Origin of the sequence: Rahnella victoriana (assembly GCF_004330295.1) — a bacterium.
In the GTDB taxonomy this organism is placed as follows: domain Bacteria; phylum Pseudomonadota; class Gammaproteobacteria; order Enterobacterales; family Enterobacteriaceae; genus Rahnella; species Rahnella victoriana.
Window position 1 is genome coordinate 111,773 of sequence record NZ_SJOJ01000006.1, and the last position, 15,709, is coordinate 127,481.

At 54.1% G+C, this 15,709-nt stretch carries 14 protein-coding genes and 2 tRNA genes; 6 read left to right on the top strand and 10 right to left on the bottom strand.

Going from position 1 to position 15,709, the window contains the following annotated elements; all coding sequences use genetic code 11:
• Positions 1–10: 10 nt before the first annotated feature.
• On the top strand, positions 11–1,744 hold the full coding sequence (gene argS / locus EYY67_RS07065; RefSeq protein ID WP_131693195.1) for an arginine--tRNA ligase: 1,734 nt from the start codon (positions 11–13) through the stop codon (positions 1,742–1,744).
• A 66-nt stretch (positions 1,745–1,810) separates the two neighbouring features.
• On the opposite strand, the gene murJ is transcribed toward argS, so the two are convergent.
• The 4 genes from murJ to rimJ form a co-directional block, all read right to left on the bottom strand.
• Entirely contained in the window at positions 1,811–3,346 is a 1,536-nt protein-coding gene (murJ, locus tag EYY67_RS07070) for a murein biosynthesis integral membrane protein MurJ (RefSeq protein WP_095922396.1), read from the bottom strand.
• 191 nt (positions 3,347–3,537) lie between these two features.
• A complete protein-coding gene (locus EYY67_RS07075) occupies positions 3,538–4,452 on the bottom strand; it encodes a Gfo/Idh/MocA family protein (protein ID WP_119822301.1) in 915 nt (304 codons plus the stop codon).
• Positions 4,453–4,466: 14 nt separating this feature from the next.
• A complete protein-coding gene (locus EYY67_RS07080; RefSeq protein WP_095922398.1) occupies positions 4,467–5,120 on the bottom strand; it encodes a YceH family protein in 654 nt (217 codons plus the stop codon).
• 10 nt (positions 5,121–5,130) lie between these two features.
• On the bottom strand, positions 5,131–5,718 hold the full coding sequence (gene rimJ / locus EYY67_RS07085; RefSeq protein ID WP_013575017.1) for a ribosomal protein S5-alanine N-acetyltransferase: 588 nt from the start codon (positions 5,716–5,718) through the stop codon (positions 5,131–5,133).
• Positions 5,719–5,930: 212 nt separating this feature from the next.
• On the opposite strand from rimJ, the gene mdtH reads away from it, so the two are divergent.
• The 3 genes from mdtH to EYY67_RS07100 all read left to right on the top strand — a co-directional run bounded on the left by mdtH (position 5,931) and on the right by EYY67_RS07100 (position 8,765).
• Positions 5,931–7,136 carry a multidrug efflux MFS transporter MdtH gene (gene mdtH / locus EYY67_RS07090; protein WP_095922400.1) on the top strand — a complete coding sequence of 402 codons (1,206 nt, stop codon included), beginning with the start codon at positions 5,931–5,933 and terminating at the stop codon, positions 7,134–7,136.
• 266 nt (positions 7,137–7,402) lie between these two features.
• On the top strand, positions 7,403–8,050 hold the full coding sequence (gene grxB / locus EYY67_RS07095) for a glutaredoxin 2 (protein WP_131693196.1): 648 nt from the start codon (positions 7,403–7,405) through the stop codon (positions 8,048–8,050).
• Positions 8,051–8,201: 151 nt separating this feature from the next.
• Entirely contained in the window at positions 8,202–8,765 is a 564-nt protein-coding gene (locus EYY67_RS07100) for a lipoprotein (RefSeq protein ID WP_119822299.1), read from the top strand.
• 74 nt (positions 8,766–8,839) lie between these two features.
• On the opposite strand, the gene EYY67_RS07105 is transcribed toward EYY67_RS07100, so the two are convergent.
• The 4 genes from EYY67_RS07105 to EYY67_RS07120 all read right to left on the bottom strand — a co-directional run bounded on the left by EYY67_RS07105 (position 8,840) and on the right by EYY67_RS07120 (position 12,839).
• Positions 8,840–9,424 carry a TorD/DmsD family molecular chaperone gene (locus EYY67_RS07105; RefSeq protein WP_119822298.1) on the bottom strand — a complete coding sequence of 195 codons (585 nt, stop codon included), beginning with the start codon at positions 9,422–9,424 and terminating at the stop codon, positions 8,840–8,842.
• Positions 9,425–9,484: 60 nt separating this feature from the next.
• Positions 9,485–10,225 carry a phosphatase gene (locus EYY67_RS07110; RefSeq protein WP_095922404.1) on the bottom strand — a complete coding sequence of 247 codons (741 nt, stop codon included), beginning with the start codon at positions 10,223–10,225 and terminating at the stop codon, positions 9,485–9,487.
• 68 nt (positions 10,226–10,293) lie between these two features.
• Positions 10,294–11,235, bottom strand: coding sequence for a glyoxylate/hydroxypyruvate reductase GhrA (gene ghrA, locus EYY67_RS07115; protein WP_119822297.1), 942 nt, complete (start codon positions 11,233–11,235; stop codon positions 10,294–10,296).
• Positions 11,236–11,360: 125 nt separating this feature from the next.
• Entirely contained in the window at positions 11,361–12,839 is a 1,479-nt protein-coding gene (locus EYY67_RS07120; protein ID WP_119822296.1) for a peptide MFS transporter, read from the bottom strand.
• Between the two features lie 396 nt (positions 12,840–13,235).
• Here EYY67_RS07120 and EYY67_RS07125 point away from each other — a divergent pair.
• Positions 13,236–13,325 (top strand) — tRNA-Ser (locus EYY67_RS07125).
• A gap of 70 nt (positions 13,326–13,395) precedes the next feature.
• Here the strand turns inward: EYY67_RS07125 and EYY67_RS07130 are convergent.
• Positions 13,396–14,535, bottom strand: a complete 1,140-nt coding sequence (locus EYY67_RS07130) for a GolD/DthD family dehydrogenase (RefSeq protein ID WP_131693197.1) — start codon at positions 14,533–14,535, stop codon at positions 13,396–13,398.
• Positions 14,536–14,912: 377 nt separating this feature from the next.
• On the opposite strand from EYY67_RS07130, the gene EYY67_RS07135 reads away from it, so the two are divergent.
• Positions 14,913–15,002 (top strand) — tRNA-Ser (locus EYY67_RS07135).
• Between the two features lie 61 nt (positions 15,003–15,063).
• On the opposite strand, the gene EYY67_RS07140 is transcribed toward EYY67_RS07135, so the two are convergent.
• Complete coding sequence (locus EYY67_RS07140) at positions 15,064–15,582, bottom strand: DUF4760 domain-containing protein (protein WP_131693198.1); 519 nt, start codon at positions 15,580–15,582, stop codon at positions 15,064–15,066.
• Positions 15,583–15,709: the final 127 nt, after the last annotated feature.

Consider the following 15,709-nt stretch of genomic DNA (forward strand, 5'->3'; position numbering starts at 1 on the left):
AGGTACTTCGGTGAATATTCAGTCACTTCTTTCAGATAAAGTCAGCCAGGCGCTGATCGCTGCAGGCGCTTCTGCCGACAGCGAAGCGCAAGTCCGTCAGTCCGCTAAAGCACAGTTTGGCGACTATCAGGCTAATGGTGTTATGTCCGTGGCGAAAAAACTCGGTATGCCACCACGACAACTGGCAGAGAAAGTGGTTGAACTGTTAGACCTGAACGGTATTGCTAACAAAGTCGAAATCGCCGGACCGGGCTTTATCAATATCTTCCTGGACCCTGCTTTCGTGGGCGCACATGTTGACAACGCACTGAACGACGAAAAACTGGGCATCACGCCGGTTGAACCGCAAACCATCGTCATCGACTACTCTGCGCCGAACGTGGCAAAAGAGATGCACGTCGGTCACATCCGTTCCACCATCATCGGTGACGCGGCCGTGCGTACCAATGAACTGCTCGGTCATAAAGTGATCCGCGCTAACCATGTCGGTGACTGGGGCACACAGTTTGGGATGCTGATCGCCTATCTGGAAAAAGTGCAGAACGAAAACGCGGCGGACATGAACCTGTCTGACCTCGAAGAATTCTACCGTGCCGCCAAGAAAAACTATGACGAAGACGAGGCCTTCGCCGGGCGTGCACGTGGCTACGTGGTGAAGTTGCAGGGCGGCGACGAATATTGCCTGCAAATGTGGCGCAAACTGGTTGACGTCACCATGAAGCAGAATCAGCTGACCTATAACCGTCTGAACGTCACCCTGACCGAAGACGATGTGATGGGTGAAAGCCTGTATAACAGCATGCTGCCGGGCATCGTTGCCGATTTGCAAGCCAAAGGGCTGGCGGTCGACAGCGAAGGCGCGGTGGTTGTCTATCTTGATGAATACAAAAACAAAGAAGGCGACCCGATGGGCGTCATCATCCGTAAAAAAGATGGCGGCTACCTGTACACCACCACCGATATCGCCTGCGCGAAATATCGCTACGAAACACTGGGTGCGGATCGCGTTCTGTATTACATCGACTCCCGTCAGCATCAGCACCTGATGCAGGCGTGGACCATCGCCCGTAAAGCCGGTTACGTGCCAGATTCCGTGGCGCTCGAACACCATATGTTCGGCATGATGCTGGGCAAAGACGGCAAGCCGTTCAAAACCCGCTCTGGCGGCACGGTGAAACTGTCTGATCTGCTGGATGAAGCGATTGACCGCGCACGTAAGCTGATCACGGAAAAGAACCCGGAACTGAAAGACGCTGAAGAGCTGGAAAAACTGGTGAACGCGGTAGGTATCGGCGCAATCAAATACGCCGACCTGTCAAAAAGCCGGACCACGGATTATATCTTCGACTGGGACAACATGCTGGCCTTCGAAGGTAACACCGCGCCTTATATGCAATATGCCTACACCCGCGTGGCCTCCATCTTCAAACGCGCTGACATCGACGTGAACAGCCTGACCCAACCGGTCGTACTGAGCGAAGAACGCGAAGCCGCGCTGGCCACCCGCCTGTTGCAGTTCGAAGAAGTGCTGACTGTCGTCGCCCGCGAAGGCACGCCGCACACCATGTGCGCGTATCTGTACGACGTGGCCGGTCTGTTCTCCAGCTTCTACGAGCACTGCCCGATCCTGAACGCAGAAGACGAAACCAGCCGCAACAGCCGTCTGAAACTGGCACTGCTGACTCAGCGCACGCTGAAAACCGGTCTGGATACGCTGGGTATCGAAACCGTAGAACGCATGTAATTCGCGGTTTGTGGCATTAAGAAAGGGCGCTCAGGCGCCCTTTTGTGTTTCTGAGATTCGGATGAATCAATCTAACCGGCGGGCAAATTCCTTCACACGGAAACCCAGCAGGCCGAGCACGGCAAAGTAAGCCACCACACCTACGGCCACTACAGCCGCCAGACGCGCCAGACGATAGGCCATACCGCCCACGTCCCAGGCTGGCATCACGTACATCATGCCAAGCAATGCTGCGGACATTGCTACCACGGCAACAATCAGCTTGATGAGGAAAATTCTCCAGCCCGGTTGTGGCTGGAAGATGTCCTGCTTACGCAGTTGCCAGTACAACAGGGACGCATTCAGACAGGCCGCCAGCCCAATCGACAGGGAAAGCCCGGCGTGTTTGAGTGGCCCGATAAAGGCGAGGTTCATCACCTGCGTCATCAGTAAGGTGATGATGGCAATTTTCACCGGCGTTTTGATGTCCTGACGCGAATAGAAGCCAGGTGCCAGCACTTTCACCACAATCAGCCCCATCAGCCCGACGGAATAAGCCACCAGCGCGCGCTGGGTCATCGAAGCATCAAAGGCACTGAATTTACCGTACTGGAATAAGGCAACCGTCAGCGGTTTTGCCAGAATGCCCAGCGCCACAGAACTTGGCAGCGCCAGCAGGAAACACAGACGCAGCCCCCAGTCCATCAGGCGGTTGTATTCGCCGTGATTACCGCTGGAGAAGCTGCGTGCCAGCGACGGCAGCAGGATGGTGCCCAGCGCCACGCCCAGCACGCCGGAAGGAAACTCCATCAGGCGGTCAGCGTAATACATCCACGACACTGAGCCGGAGACCAGAAACGAGGCGAAAATCGTGTTGATGATCAGTGAAATCTGGCTGACGGACACCCCTAAAATCGCCGGTCCCATCTGGCGCATCACACGCCATACACCGGCATCTTTCAGATTCAGACGCGGCAACACCAGCATGCCGATTTTCTTCAGATGCGGCAGTTGGTAACCCAGTTGCAGCAACCCACCGGCCACCACCGCCCAGGCCAGCGCCAGCACCGGGGGATGGAAATACGGTGCCGCGAACAACGCAAAACCGATCATACTGACGTTGAGGAAGGTCGGTGCAAAAGCGGGTATCGAGAAACGGTTCCAGGTGTTAAGGATCGCCCCGACCAGCGAGGCCAGTGAAATCAGCAGGATATACGGAAAGGTGATGCGCAGCAGCGAGCTGGTCAGCGCAAATTTGTCCGGCGAATCGACAAAGCCCGGCGCGGTAATATAAATCACCCACGGCGCAGCGATCATACCCAGCACCGTGACTATCGCCAGAACCAGTGTCAGCAGCCCCGACACATAAGCAATAAAGGTGCGCGTGGCTTCCTCGCCCTGCTGCGTTTTGTACTCCGCCAGAATCGGCACGAAAGCCTGCGAGAATGCGCCTTCTGCAAAAATACGTCTCAGTAAATTGGGCAGTTTGAACGCCACAAAAAAGGCGTCGGTGACCATTCCGGCGCCAAACACACGAGCCACAATGGCATCGCGGGCAAAACCTAATACACGTGAGAACATCGTCATTGAACTGACGGCTGCCAAAGATTTAAGTAGATTCATGTCACTTTTCTTGTTTACCGGTTTGCTTTTAATTCAGACAGTTAAACGACCACGCCTGCATCAGCAGGCGTGAAAGATGAACCGGCATGGCTCAAAGATGCGCTTAGTCTACGCATCCGCCATGCAATAGCCACCGGCAGTTGTTTTATGTTGTTATAGATTGTTAACCGCACCATCCTGCGCGGTATTCCCTAGTCTGCCTGCAAGATTTTCTCGATCATTGCCTGCGCATAAATCGCCTGCTCACCGCTGGTTTCCGGCGCAGTGTGATTGCTCACACAATCGACAAAGTGTTCAATGGCACCGACAAATCCACGTTGCGTCAGCGTACTTTGCCAGCCCGGTACCGGAAGTTGCGTCAGAATATCCTGCTGCTCTTCGCGCCAGATTTGCATGTTGTCCAGCTGATACACCGCGCCCTCAGTCACCGCCTGAACACTCTCGCGGAAAGTGCCCGCACGGCGATGCATCGATGTGGTGACCAGCGTTTCGCCGCACAGGAAATGATGTTCACCGTAGAGCATCTGATTCGCTTCGTTAATCTGAATCAGGCCGCTTTCCAGACTGGCATTGCCGCCCGCCAGCCACAGCGCGGTATCGACGACGTGCAGATAATCATCCAGCAAGGTGAAGCGCAGATCGTGTGGGCCGACGCTGTCCGTACGGTGCTTATCCATGCGCACCGACGCAGGATTTTGCATCTGGTCCTTAAGCTTGCGGTACAACGGCGCAAAGCGGCGGTTGAAACCGACCATCAGCGTTTTACCCGCTTTATGCGCCTGTTCAACCAACTGTTCAGCCTGATCAAGTTCTGCAGCCAGCGGTTTATCAACATACACATGCACGCCCTGCGCCAGCAATTGTCCGACCACTTCAAAATGGCTGGCGGTGCTGCTGTGCACAAAAACGGCGTCACACTGCCCTGCCAGCTCGTCCATCCGCGAATAATTCGCCATCCGGTAACTGTCGCAGACCGCCTGCGCTTTCTGCTGATTAGGGGAAAAACCGCCCACCAGCGTCCAGTTTTGTGCATGACTGAGTACCGGCAGATACGCCTTTTGCGCGATACCGCCCAGCCCGATAACACCAATACGCAATTTACTCACACTCTCTGCTCCTGTTAATCGGCCAGATGCTGCAACAAATTTTCCAGACGCTGCTTCAGTTCCGCGACTTCCGCCTCCAGCGTTTCTACCCGTGCCGCCAGACCGGCGCTCTCCGGCGCGGCGCTGAACGCAGGTTCGTCGGCGGCGCTGACCGCGTCACTGACTTCGCCGCTGAACAGATGCATAAACCGGCTTTCACGTTTGCCCGGTTCGCGGGCCAGACGCACGCAAAACGGGCCGTCCTCGCGGTTCGCAAGTTCGGTCAACGTCTGTTCGACTTCGCCGACATCGGAAAAATCATGCAGGCGGTTGGTGCGGGTGCGCAGCTCGCCCGGCGTCTGTGCGCCGCGCAGCAACAGTGTGGTCACCACCGCCACTTCCTGCGGGGAAAATTTGAGATTGCCGAATTCAGAGTTACAAAAACGATGCTCGTACTTCATGGTGCGCGAGCCGCTGAGGGTGCGGATAATGTGTTTACGCAGCAGGAGATCCAGCGTTTGCTGAACGTCACTTTCGCTCAGTTCCATGACCGGTTCGCGGTTGGTTTTCTGATTGCAGGCCGTGGTCAGGCCGTTGAGGGTCATCGGATATTGTTCTGGCGTGGTGAGCTGTTTTTCCAGCATACAGCCCACGACACGGGCTTCCCGGGCGCTGAGTTCATGTTTCATCTTGCTCTCCTTATCGGGACGGGGGTGTCCATTCTTGCCAGGTGAGTGCCGTCAGCACGTGGTCCTGCCATTTGCCGTCGATCAGCAGGTAATCTTTCGCGTAACCCTCACGTTCAAATCCGAGGCGTTCGAGAAGCTGACCGCTGCGTTTATTGTGTGGCATGTAATTGGCCATAATGCGGTGCATTTTCTGCTGACGTTGCATATAGCGGATAAGGGTTTGCAACGCTTCCTGCATCAGCCCTTTGCCCTGCCATTCCTGACCCAGCGAATAGCCGAGGAAACAGGCATGGAAGGAACCGCGCAGCACATTACTGAAATTCGCCACGCCCATCACACGATTTTCGTCCGGATCGAGCAGGATAAAATAATAAGCACTGCCCTGTTTTTGCATCTCGGTGATTAACCCCAGACGCGCCTGCCAGCCGGAAGGATAACAATGACTTTCATCCCTGACCGGTTCCCAGGGTTTCAGAAACGCCCGGTTCTCAGCGTAGTATTCAGCCAGCCGGTGCGCATCGCGGTCATGAACCAGGCGCAGGACCATCCGGTCAGTGGTAAGCCGCACCTTTGGCACGGCAGATTTGTAGCCAAACATCCCTTCCCTCCACATCCCGCATGGGTCGATAAATAGAATTTATAGGAAACGACAGATCACCGCTAATTCTGCCAGTCAGAACGCGGCTTGACGATAAAAAAATATTATCAATAGCGCCCTATCTAATTGCCCGATTCCGGTTCAGACTGGATGCGTCTTTTCTCCTTTCTGTATCTGCCGGACAGGATACAAATAATCGCTCATGGTGAAGCATGTCTCTGGTATCACAAGCTCGGAGCTTGGGTAAGTATTTTCTGTTATTAGACAACGCGCTGGTTATTTTAGGCTTTTTCGTGGTTTTTCCGTTGATCTCGATCCGATTTGTCGATCAGCTTGGCTGGGCCGCCATGGCCGTCGGTCTGGCACTGGGCGTACGTCAACTGACACAACAGGGATTAGGCATTTTTGGCGGCGCGATTGCCGACCGCTTTGGTGCAAAACCGATGATCATCACCGGCATGTTATTGCGTGCCGCCGGATTTGCCACCATGGCGATGGCCGACCAGCCGTGGATCCTTGTTTGCTCCTGTATTCTCTCCGGCCTTGGCGGCACCTTGTTTGATCCGCCGCGAACCGCGCTGGTCATCAAACTCACCCGTCCGCACGAGCGCAGCCGTTTCTTCTCCCTGATGATGATGCAGGACAGCGCGGGTGCCGTCATTGGCGCCCTGATCGGCAGCTGGCTGTTGCAGTACGATTTTCATTATGTCTGCTGGGCGGGTGCCGCTATTTTCTGTCTGGCAGCAGCCTGCAATGCCTGGCTGTTACCCGCTTACCGTATTTCCACCCTGCGTACGCCGATGCGCGAAGGCATGATGCGCGTGTTACGCGACCGTCGTTTTCTGGCTTATGTGCTGACGCTGACCGGCTATTACATGCTGACCGTGCAGGTGATGCTGATGCTGCCGATCGCGGTCAATGATGTTGCAGGAAGTCCGGCGGCGGTGAAATGGATGTATGCCGTCGAAGCCGTATTGTCACTGACGCTGCTGTATCCGATTGCCCGCTGGAGCGAAAAACGTTTCCGTCTCGAACAGCGTCTGATGTTCGGTCTGCTGATCATGACACTCAGCCTGCTGCCGGTCGGGCTGGTCACCTCTATCAATCCGTTATTGCTGCTGATTGGCTTCTTCTATATCGGCTCCATCATTGCCGAACCGGCGCGTGAAACCCTCAGCGCATCACTGGCCGATGCCCGCGCGCGCGGCAGCTACATGGGCTTCAGCCGTCTCGGTCTGGCGCTTGGCGGCGTTATCGGTTACACCGGCGGCGGCTGGATGTACGACACCGGCCGCGCCCTGGATCTGCCTGAACTGCCGTGGTTTTTACTCGGCGTCGTGGGCTTCATTACCCTCACCGGTTTGTACTGGCAGTTCAACCTGCGCCGCATCGAACCGGCCATGCTCAGCGGTGGCTGATCTTTTACTCATTTTTTAATACCCAAAATGATTGGCGTTGTAACAAGGCGGCAAGCGGGTGAATCCCGATGAGCTGACAAAGGTCAGTGATTCGGGTAAACGAGCGTAGCCAACACAGTGACAGCGACAAGTCATGACGGGTAGGTTTGATCTCACCCGCATCTATACCCATACTGAATCATAGCGTTAGATAAAATCCGAACCTACATCCGGCAGTTTTCATGCACCCTACAGGTCAGCGCCGGCGATAACAGGAGCTAAAAACGATGAGACTTTACGTTTACGAACATTGCCCATTCTGCGTGAAAGCACGCATGATTTTCGGTTTGAAAAATATCCCGGTTGAGATCAAGGTGCTGCTCAACGACGATGAAAAAACGCCCGTTTCGATGGTGGGTAAAAAGATGGTGCCGATCCTGCAAAAAGAGGATGGCGGCTTCATGCCAGAGAGCATGGACATCGTGCATTACATCGACAAAAGCGACGGTAAGCCGCTGCTGACCGGCCCGCTGAATGCCCAGGTGGCCGCATGGTTACGTCAGGTTTCTGAATACACCGGTCGCCTGCTGTTGCCGCGTTTTGCTACCGCGCCGCTGGAAGAGTTCTCCACGCCGGAAGCCCGTAAATACTTCTCCGATAAAAAACAGGCCGCCAGTGGCAGCTTCGCGGAACACCTGCAACATTCCGAAGGTCTGGTGAAGAAAATCAGTCAGGATTTGCGCGCACTCGACAAGCTGATCGTCGAGCCAAATGCGGTGAATGGCGAACTTTCTGAGGATGATATTAACCTGTGGCCGCTGCTGCGTTCACTGTCGATTGTTCAGGGTATCGACTGGCCTTCACGTGTTCAGGCTTATCGCGACAACATGGCGAAACAAACCCAGGTTAATTTACTGACCCGCCTGGCAAGTTAAGCCCGTCAATCCTATCTGCCGGAAGTGCGCTTCCGGCAATTTCCCCTTTTCTTCCCTCCCTTCAGCACTTAGGCTAATCAGCGTTGTCTGATTGGAGCAATGCCGCTTTGCGGTCATGCTGACAAAATAGTTTTTACGTAATGAGGGAAGAATGACAAAGCGATTTTTAGGTGCCGCCGTACTGATGTGTGCCAGCCTGCTGGCAGGCTGTAACCAGCTGACGCAGTACACCATCAGCGAACAGCAGGTGAATGATTATCTGCAAAAGAACAACAACTTCGAAAAACAGTTGGGTGTTCCGGGACTGGTGGATGCAAAACTGGTACTGACCAATCTCAGCAGCCAGATTGGCCGCGCTGAGCCGGGCATCGTGACGCTGACTGGCGACGCTCATGTCGATATTTCCTCCCTGTTCGGCCCGCAGAAAGCCGATATGCACCTGACCCTGAAAGCGCATCCGACCTATGACCGTGAAAAAGGCGCCATTTTCCTGCGGGATATGCAGGTATCTGATTACACCATCAAACCTGAGAAAATGGATAACGTGATGAAAGGCCTGATGCCTTATCTGAACAACTCGCTGAACACCTATTTCAACCAGCGCCCGGCGTATGTGCTTAATGGCGATCGCAGCAAAGGCGAAGCGATGGCGAAAAAACTGGCGAAAGGGATAGAAGTGAAACCGGGACAGCTGGTGATCCCGTTCACTGACTGACCGGCAAAACCTTGCCATGAAAAAGCCCGGCGTGATCACTCACCGCCGGGCTTTTTTTATGTCAGTCGTCAGGATTACTGGTCGTCTTCTTCCACGTCATCCAGATCCTGCGGTAACTGTTCTTCCAGCTCGTCACGCATGACCTGCAAGGCTTCGCGGCTGATTTCAGACAGCGTGCGGTAGAAACCGCTGGTGGCATGGGCTTCTACTTTGCCGAGGAATTTTCCGCACCACGGGAAGAGTAACTCATCGAAAAGGGTAATCTGCGCACTGACTTCGTCTTCCTGCGACTGGTCTTCCAGCCAGGAGGCCGCCAGTAACATGGCACCGAAATGGTCGGCAGGTGTTTCACCCAACGGCATGCCGCGCTGTTGCAGGAATGTCCGCACATCCATTTCGCTGGCACCCTCAACGTAATCGCTGCGGAAAGGCGATACCGCGCATTCTGAGCCGACAAACAGACGGTTAAACTCAGCGGCCAGCGCTTCAGGATTGGCGCTTTCCTGCAAACGGATCAGCAACGCATCCTGCTCCAGCGGCCAGTGTTCACGCAGCTTGCCGTCCTGAATCAGACCAAACAGCGGAACCAGTAACGGATCCTGCGGCTGGCGGTAAAACAGCGTGCCCAGCACACGGCAGACAATGGAAAATTCATTCATAACAGTCACCAGATCAGACAGTGAAAAGGGTTAATCACCCGCAATTTGGTCGCGACAATGTCACAGTTCGCTTAATTCAGCAATGGGCGCGCGGCCACGTTTTTCCAGAAAATCAAGGAAACGACGCGGACTGACGTTAAGGATACGGTCTTGCGGGAAATCAATGTCGCGCAAAATACGTTCGCAATGTTCAAAGCCGCCGAGGGAATACGCGATATGCGAATCCGAGCCCAGCGCCAGCCAGCCACCGGCTTCTTTGACTGCCAGCGCAATGGCACGGCAGTTTGGCTCACTGCCGACGCGTGAATGAATAAACGACGAATTATTCAGCTCCAGCGCGACGTTATATTTCGCGGCAGCGGCCGCCACGGCCGGAATATCAATCGGGTATTTCGGGTTACCCGGATGGGAAATAATATGCACTTCACCGCCAGCCATCGCCGCAATCACCGCCGCAGTATGGGTCTCTTTATCGACAGGTTGCATGACCGGCTCATGGAAACCGGCAATAATGACGTCGATTTCTTTGAGCATCGGGCCGGTACAGTCGATATCGCCATGAATGTTTTTAATGTTTGATTCAATACCGCGCAGGATACCGATCCCGTTTACCAGACGCGGCCAGACCCGCATATTCATAAAGTGCCAGTAGTGCGGCGCATCGGCCATATCAGGGCCATGATCGGTAATGGCAAACAGCTTAATGCCCTTTTCCGCTGCTTCATCAATGTAATCATGTAACGTGCTGTAGGCGTGGGTGCTGGCAACAGTATGCATATGTAAATCAACCGGGTACGGCATGTGCTCTCCTCGAAAGTATTCCGCTGCGGCGAAATAACCGCAGCATTGATAATGTTAGCAGATGAAAGTCAGTAACCCCGCGCAGGATCGACACGTCCGGCTGGCTCGCGCCCCGCTTCTATCGCCAGAATATTGCTGACGATGCTGTCCATCGCCTGCTCCGGCAAGGTATCCGCACCGACGTGTGGCGTGATGCTGACACGCGGATGCGACCAGAACGGGTGCATGCCCGGCAACGGCTCTTCGACAAAAACGTCGAGCGTGGCCGCCGCAATCTGCCCGCTGTCGAGCGCGCGCAGCAAATCGCCTTCCACCAGATGTCCGCCACGGCCAAGGTTAATCAGATAGGCATTATGCGGGAGATGTGTGAACAGTTGATGATTGAGAATACCGGCGGTGTGCGGGGTATTGGGCAACAGATTGATCAGGACTTTGCAGCCCCCGGCGAACGCCGCCAGTTGGTCATCACCAAAGAAACTCTGCACGCCCTGCTGCGACTTGGCACTGCGGCTCCAGGTGCGGACGTTAAACTGCATCGCCACCAGCGCCTCTGCCACGCGACTGCCGAGCACGCCGGCACCGAGAATACCGACAGTAAAATCACTGCGGGAGTGCGGTGTCAGCGGACGCCACTGCTTCTGTTGCTGGAACAGCTGGTATTCATCCATCCGGCGGAAATAACGCAGCACGCAGGCCAGTGCGTATTCCTGCATCTGCAACGCCATGCCGGTATCCTCAAGGCGCAACAGCGGCACACCGGCAGGCAAGGTGCCCGGCTGACGCTGTTCCTGCGTGAGGATCGCATCGACCCCCGCCCCGAGCGCAAAAATGCCTTTCAGCGTGGTACGCGCCGCCAGCATGGCATGCGGCGGTCGCCAGACCAGCGCATAATCCGCCGGCTGGTCATCGCTGGCATTCCACACGCGCATGTTGGCCTGCGGCAATCGTTGGGTTATTCCGTCAATCCAGGGTTTTGCATCAGCTGTAGGGTGGTAAAAAATAATGTTCATCGGGGAAGCCTCCTGTGAACAGACAGATTTCCCTGAATATCATCAGGATGCAACCCTGTGGAGTAAAAAAGAACAAGCCCCGGAATCCGGGGCTTGTAAGGTGACATGGTGATACTGCGATAACATCAGGCGGTGGCAGGCTCGCGGCGGATCATCCGGCGCAGCAGCGGAATAAGCACCAGCAGCACAACACCCGTCGCAACCGCTCCCCAGCCCAGCGCATTGAATACCTGGCTGTAGCCCGGATTGGTCAGCACCGGCGTGCTGCCCGCGTTTTGTGGCATCAGCCCGGAAATGTAACTCGCCAGTACCGAGGCCACGCCTGTAACCATCATCCAGCAACCCATCATCACGCCCTGATAACGCGCCGGAGCCAGTTTGCCAATCATGGCGTAGCCGATCGGCGAAATCAGTAACTCACCGATACTTTGCAGCAGATAGCTGATGGCAATCCATTTGAACGCCACCAGACCGTCGCCGCCCGCCAGATGGATGCCGAAAGGCAGTACCAGCATGCCCAGCCCCATACAGAACAGGGATGCCGAAAACTGCGCCGGAATATCGATGTTCCAGCCGCGCTGGCGCAGGCGATTGAACCACAGCGCCATCAGCGGGCCGCCAATGACGATCACAACAGTATTGATGTTCTGGATCCACTGCGGTGCCACGCGGATACCGTAAACGTTCAGATCGATATTATGTTCAGAGAACAACATCAGCCCCATTGGTGCCAGCTGATACAACGTCCAGAACACCAGCGAACCGAGCGCCAGCAGCAGATACGCCTTCATCCGGCGGCGTTCATCCGCATCACGATGGCGGAAAGTGACCAGCGTCATCAAGGCGAAAATCACAATGCCCAGCGCGACGACAAAGTAACTGCTGAATTCTGCGTGGGTCAGCAACATACGGATCACCGGCACCAGCACGATCAGAATGGCAATACCGACCGCCAGTCTGCGCAACCACTGACTGCGGCTGACGTCTTTCAGCGGCGTACTGATATCAGCCAGAATAGACCAGCGGGAGATCGTCACGACAATCGCCGCCACATTCCCCAGCGTGGCGAACAGGAACAGCGCACGGTAGTTTTCGCTCAGTTGGAAATACCCTGCCACCGCAAAACCGATAAAGAAGCCGAGGTTCATCCCGGCGTAATTCCACAGAAACGCGGATTCACGGCGGTCATCGTCCGGTGCGAATCGCTGCGTCAGCATCATATTCAGGCAGGTGACATTCAGCCCGCTGCCGGTCAGGAACATTGCCAGCCCCCAGTACAACCCGGTCACGCCCTCCAGCGCAATCAGTGCGCAGCCAAAGACCTGCAACACCATGCCCAGCACAAACAGATTCCGGTTACTGAGATAACGCCCGCCGAGGTAGCCGCCGAACATGTGCAGCCCGTAGTTGAACGCGCCGAACACGCCCATGATGGCGTTGGCGTTATCTTCGCTGAAGCCGAGTTTTTTGGTCGCGTACAGGACCAGCGTGGAATACAGCACCGCAAAGCCGAGCGTCGCGAATGTCTGAACGAAGAATAACGTGCCCGCGCCGGCAGGTATCGCCGTCCGGTGCTGCGATGTGGTGTTATTTGACTGACTCAAGAAAGACCCCTGTCCTTATCTGATAGATAAACTCTGCTTCAAATGGTGACTTGTGCAGTTCTTATACGAAGCATTTTTTTAGAGTGCATTGTTATACCGCTACCACCAGCGATCGCCACAACATATCTTGCTATTTTGCCGTCACAAAAAGCGTTTGCCGGTAAATTGTGCTTTTATGCAGTTATGCTAATTATTTATTCACGATGATAAGCGAGATTAATCACGCAACGTGACCGCATAACCGCTGTTCATCCTTCACGCATTTTTTGCTCTGTAAATCATCAGATTGTTCTAAGTTTGTCTAATCGGTAAAGATCCTGCAAAAGAGGGTTGACGCTGACCTCAGTTTTCCCTACATTAGCGCCGGTCAGCAGCACTGCGGTGTGGCTGACAGCTGGAGAGGTGTCTGAGTGGCTGAAGGAGCACGCCTGGAAAGTGTGTATATGAGCAATCGTATCGAGGGTTCGAACCCCTCTCTCTCCACCACATTATAGAAAAAAGGTCCTGATGAAAATCAGGACCTTTTTTTTGCTTTCGTACAAGCCGCACAAGCAACTCAAATAATCGTATAGCCGCCATCAACGATAAGATTTTCGCCGGTGATCATCCCGGCCTTTTCACTGACCAGATAGGCTACCGCACCGGCAATTTCATCCGGCATCGCAAATCGACCTGCGGGAATTTTTGCCGTCATGGCCGTCGCTCTTTCCCCCTGCCAGTAGCGTTTACCTAATTCCGTTTCTACTACCGTCGGTGAAATCGTATTAACCGTTATGCCAAATTGCCCCCACTCCGCCGCCAGTACTTTTGACGCGATCACCAGACCGGCCTTGCTGGTGCAATACGCCGCATGATTCTCCAGCGCAATCACACTCGCCTGCGAAGCGATATTCACAATGCGCCCGTATTTCTGAGCAATCATGTACTTTCCGGCAGCCTGCGAGAGAAAATAGGGTGCGGTCAGATTCACTAACAACGTGGCATCCCAGCTCTCTTTTTTCACCTGAGAGGCCGCTTCGAGAATGCCGATCCCGGCGTTGTTCACCAGAATATCAATCCTGCCGTAACGGCCGATAACCTGCTCAATCAGCGCGGGAATGGCGGCAATGTCCGACAAATCAGCCGCGATACCGAACCCGTCACCGGTGAGTTCCCCGGCCTGCACGGCAACCTGTGGATCCTTATCCACCATCACGACGGTGGCGCCGAGCTGGATCATCAGTTCGGTGATCGCCAGTCCGATCCCTGCCGATGCGCCAGTCACAACAGCAATGCTCGGCAGAAACGAAGCGATAATGCCGTAACCGATAGTGAACATCGACCAGATCCACCCGGTCGCCGACGCCAGCCTGTGTGAAGGTGTTCTTTGTACGACCAGCACATAGAACGCGTAGAAGAACAGCGGATAGGCAAAACCGCGCAGCGCGTAGAACACCAGAATTAACGGATAATTTTTGGCAGCGAGTCCGAAGTGAAAAAACAGCACGTGGAAAACGACCCACCAGACAACGCCCAGCGCCATAATTTTACGCGGGCCATAAATCTCACTGATGCCGCCGGACAACCAGCTGGCAATCGCAGCAGTGACGGCATAGACGGTGAAGACGGTGAAGACCATCGCGCTTTGCGAAACGTTAAAGCCGATATCAATGATGTATTTCGATAAAAAAGCCAGTTCGACGCCATCGCCGGTCATAAAAATAGCAATGGCGATCTAGCCCAGAAAAGTTTGACGGGCATACCAAAGACGACTTTCGACATTTCAGACGGGTTTTCAAAGGCAGGTGATGAAGTCATTTCCGCTGTATCCTGATTGAAAATTATTGTGAGGAAGGAACGCGGATTGAGTATAAAAAACAGGCGGGGGATGAAACCTTTCTCTCATTGCCAACAGCCTGAGATAATGGCACTCAGTAACAACGACTATTGAGGTGTTTCACAGATTGGAGATCAATCCGGCAGGGCTGCACAGACTCTGAGCGTCTGATGCAAAACGCCGAAATTCTGCTTGACCCTTTTCGGCTGTCTCCCTATAGTAGCGCCCCGTTGCAACGCTCGCGCTGTAACGAACACGGTGAGGTGTCTGAGTGGCTGAAGGAGCACGCCTGGAAAGTGTGTATACGAGAAATCGTATCGAGGGTTCGAACCCCTCCCTCACCGCCATATTAAAGAAAAGGGTCCTGATGAAAATCAGGGCCCTTTTCTTTTGGTGCAACGCATGTGCTCAGTGGATAAAACGACCTCTTTTAGCATTCAGTGGCTGATTTCGCCATCGCCCGGCCAGCCATTCAAATTCCTGATAAGTATTTACCGATTTCAGTTCTTCCCGCAAAGCTTTAATGAAAGGCTCAGCAATATTCCAGGTGTCGATCACGGTCGAATAGGAAATGCGTTTAATCATATCTTCATCATAAATTCCGCTCTGAATAGTCACTGCAACTCGCTCATAAAAATTAAGAATATATTGAAACTTACTGCATTCCCGAATTTCCTCTTCAGTCAATGGAGAGGACTCTGCGGGAAATACAAATGAGCGGAAGGACTTACCTGACCTGTGTACCTTTTTCAGCACTTTCAATGACTGTATGTAACGGCTATCCATTCGGCTTTCAAACAAAAAAATAGCGGTCTGAGTTTTTTTGGCAATACGGACGTTATAAAAAATGGTGCCTATGGCGACAAAAACGCCGAGAAGCAAAATCGCATTACTGAGTAGCTGCATTTTTAACGCATCAAATTCCATGATTTTCATCCATGAAAAAGGCGGGGTAACCCGCCTTATTGAGATTAGTGTCGTTTAGAACCAATCATATTCATCTTGAATTGAGTTCATATGTTCCTCCCTGAGGCTGCTTTATTGCGTTTTCCCG

Bases quoted from the DNA above. Each gene is read 5' to 3' on its own strand.
- murJ (WP_095922396.1), bottom strand. From the start codon at position 3,346: ATGAATCTACTTAAATCTTTGGCAGCCGTCAGTTCAATGACGATGTTC.
- EYY67_RS07080 (WP_095922398.1), bottom strand. From the start codon at position 5,120: ATGAAACATGAACTCAGCGCCCGGGAAGCCCGTGTCGTGGGCTGTATG.
- rimJ (WP_013575017.1), bottom strand. From the start codon at position 5,718: ATGTTTGGCTACAAATCTGCCGTGCCAAAGGTGCGGCTTACCACTGAC.
- mdtH (WP_095922400.1), top strand. From the start codon at position 5,931: ATGTCTCTGGTATCACAAGCTCGGAGCTTGGGTAAGTATTTTCTGTTA.
- grxB (WP_131693196.1), top strand. From the start codon at position 7,403: ATGAGACTTTACGTTTACGAACATTGCCCATTCTGCGTGAAAGCACGC.
- EYY67_RS07100 (WP_119822299.1), top strand. From the start codon at position 8,202: ATGACAAAGCGATTTTTAGGTGCCGCCGTACTGATGTGTGCCAGCCTG.
- EYY67_RS07105 (WP_119822298.1), bottom strand. From the start codon at position 9,424: ATGAATGAATTTTCCATTGTCTGCCGTGTGCTGGGCACGCTGTTTTAC.
- EYY67_RS07110 (WP_095922404.1), bottom strand. From the start codon at position 10,225: ATGCCGTACCCGGTTGATTTACATATGCATACTGTTGCCAGCACCCAC.
- ghrA (WP_119822297.1), bottom strand. From the start codon at position 11,235: ATGAACATTATTTTTTACCACCCTACAGCTGATGCAAAACCCTGGATT.
- EYY67_RS07130 (WP_131693197.1), bottom strand. From the start codon at position 14,535: ATGACCGGCGATGGCGTCGAACTGGCTTTTTTATCGAAATACATCATT.
- EYY67_RS07140 (WP_131693198.1), bottom strand. From the start codon at position 15,582: ATGGAATTTGATGCGTTAAAAATGCAGCTACTCAGTAATGCGATTTTG.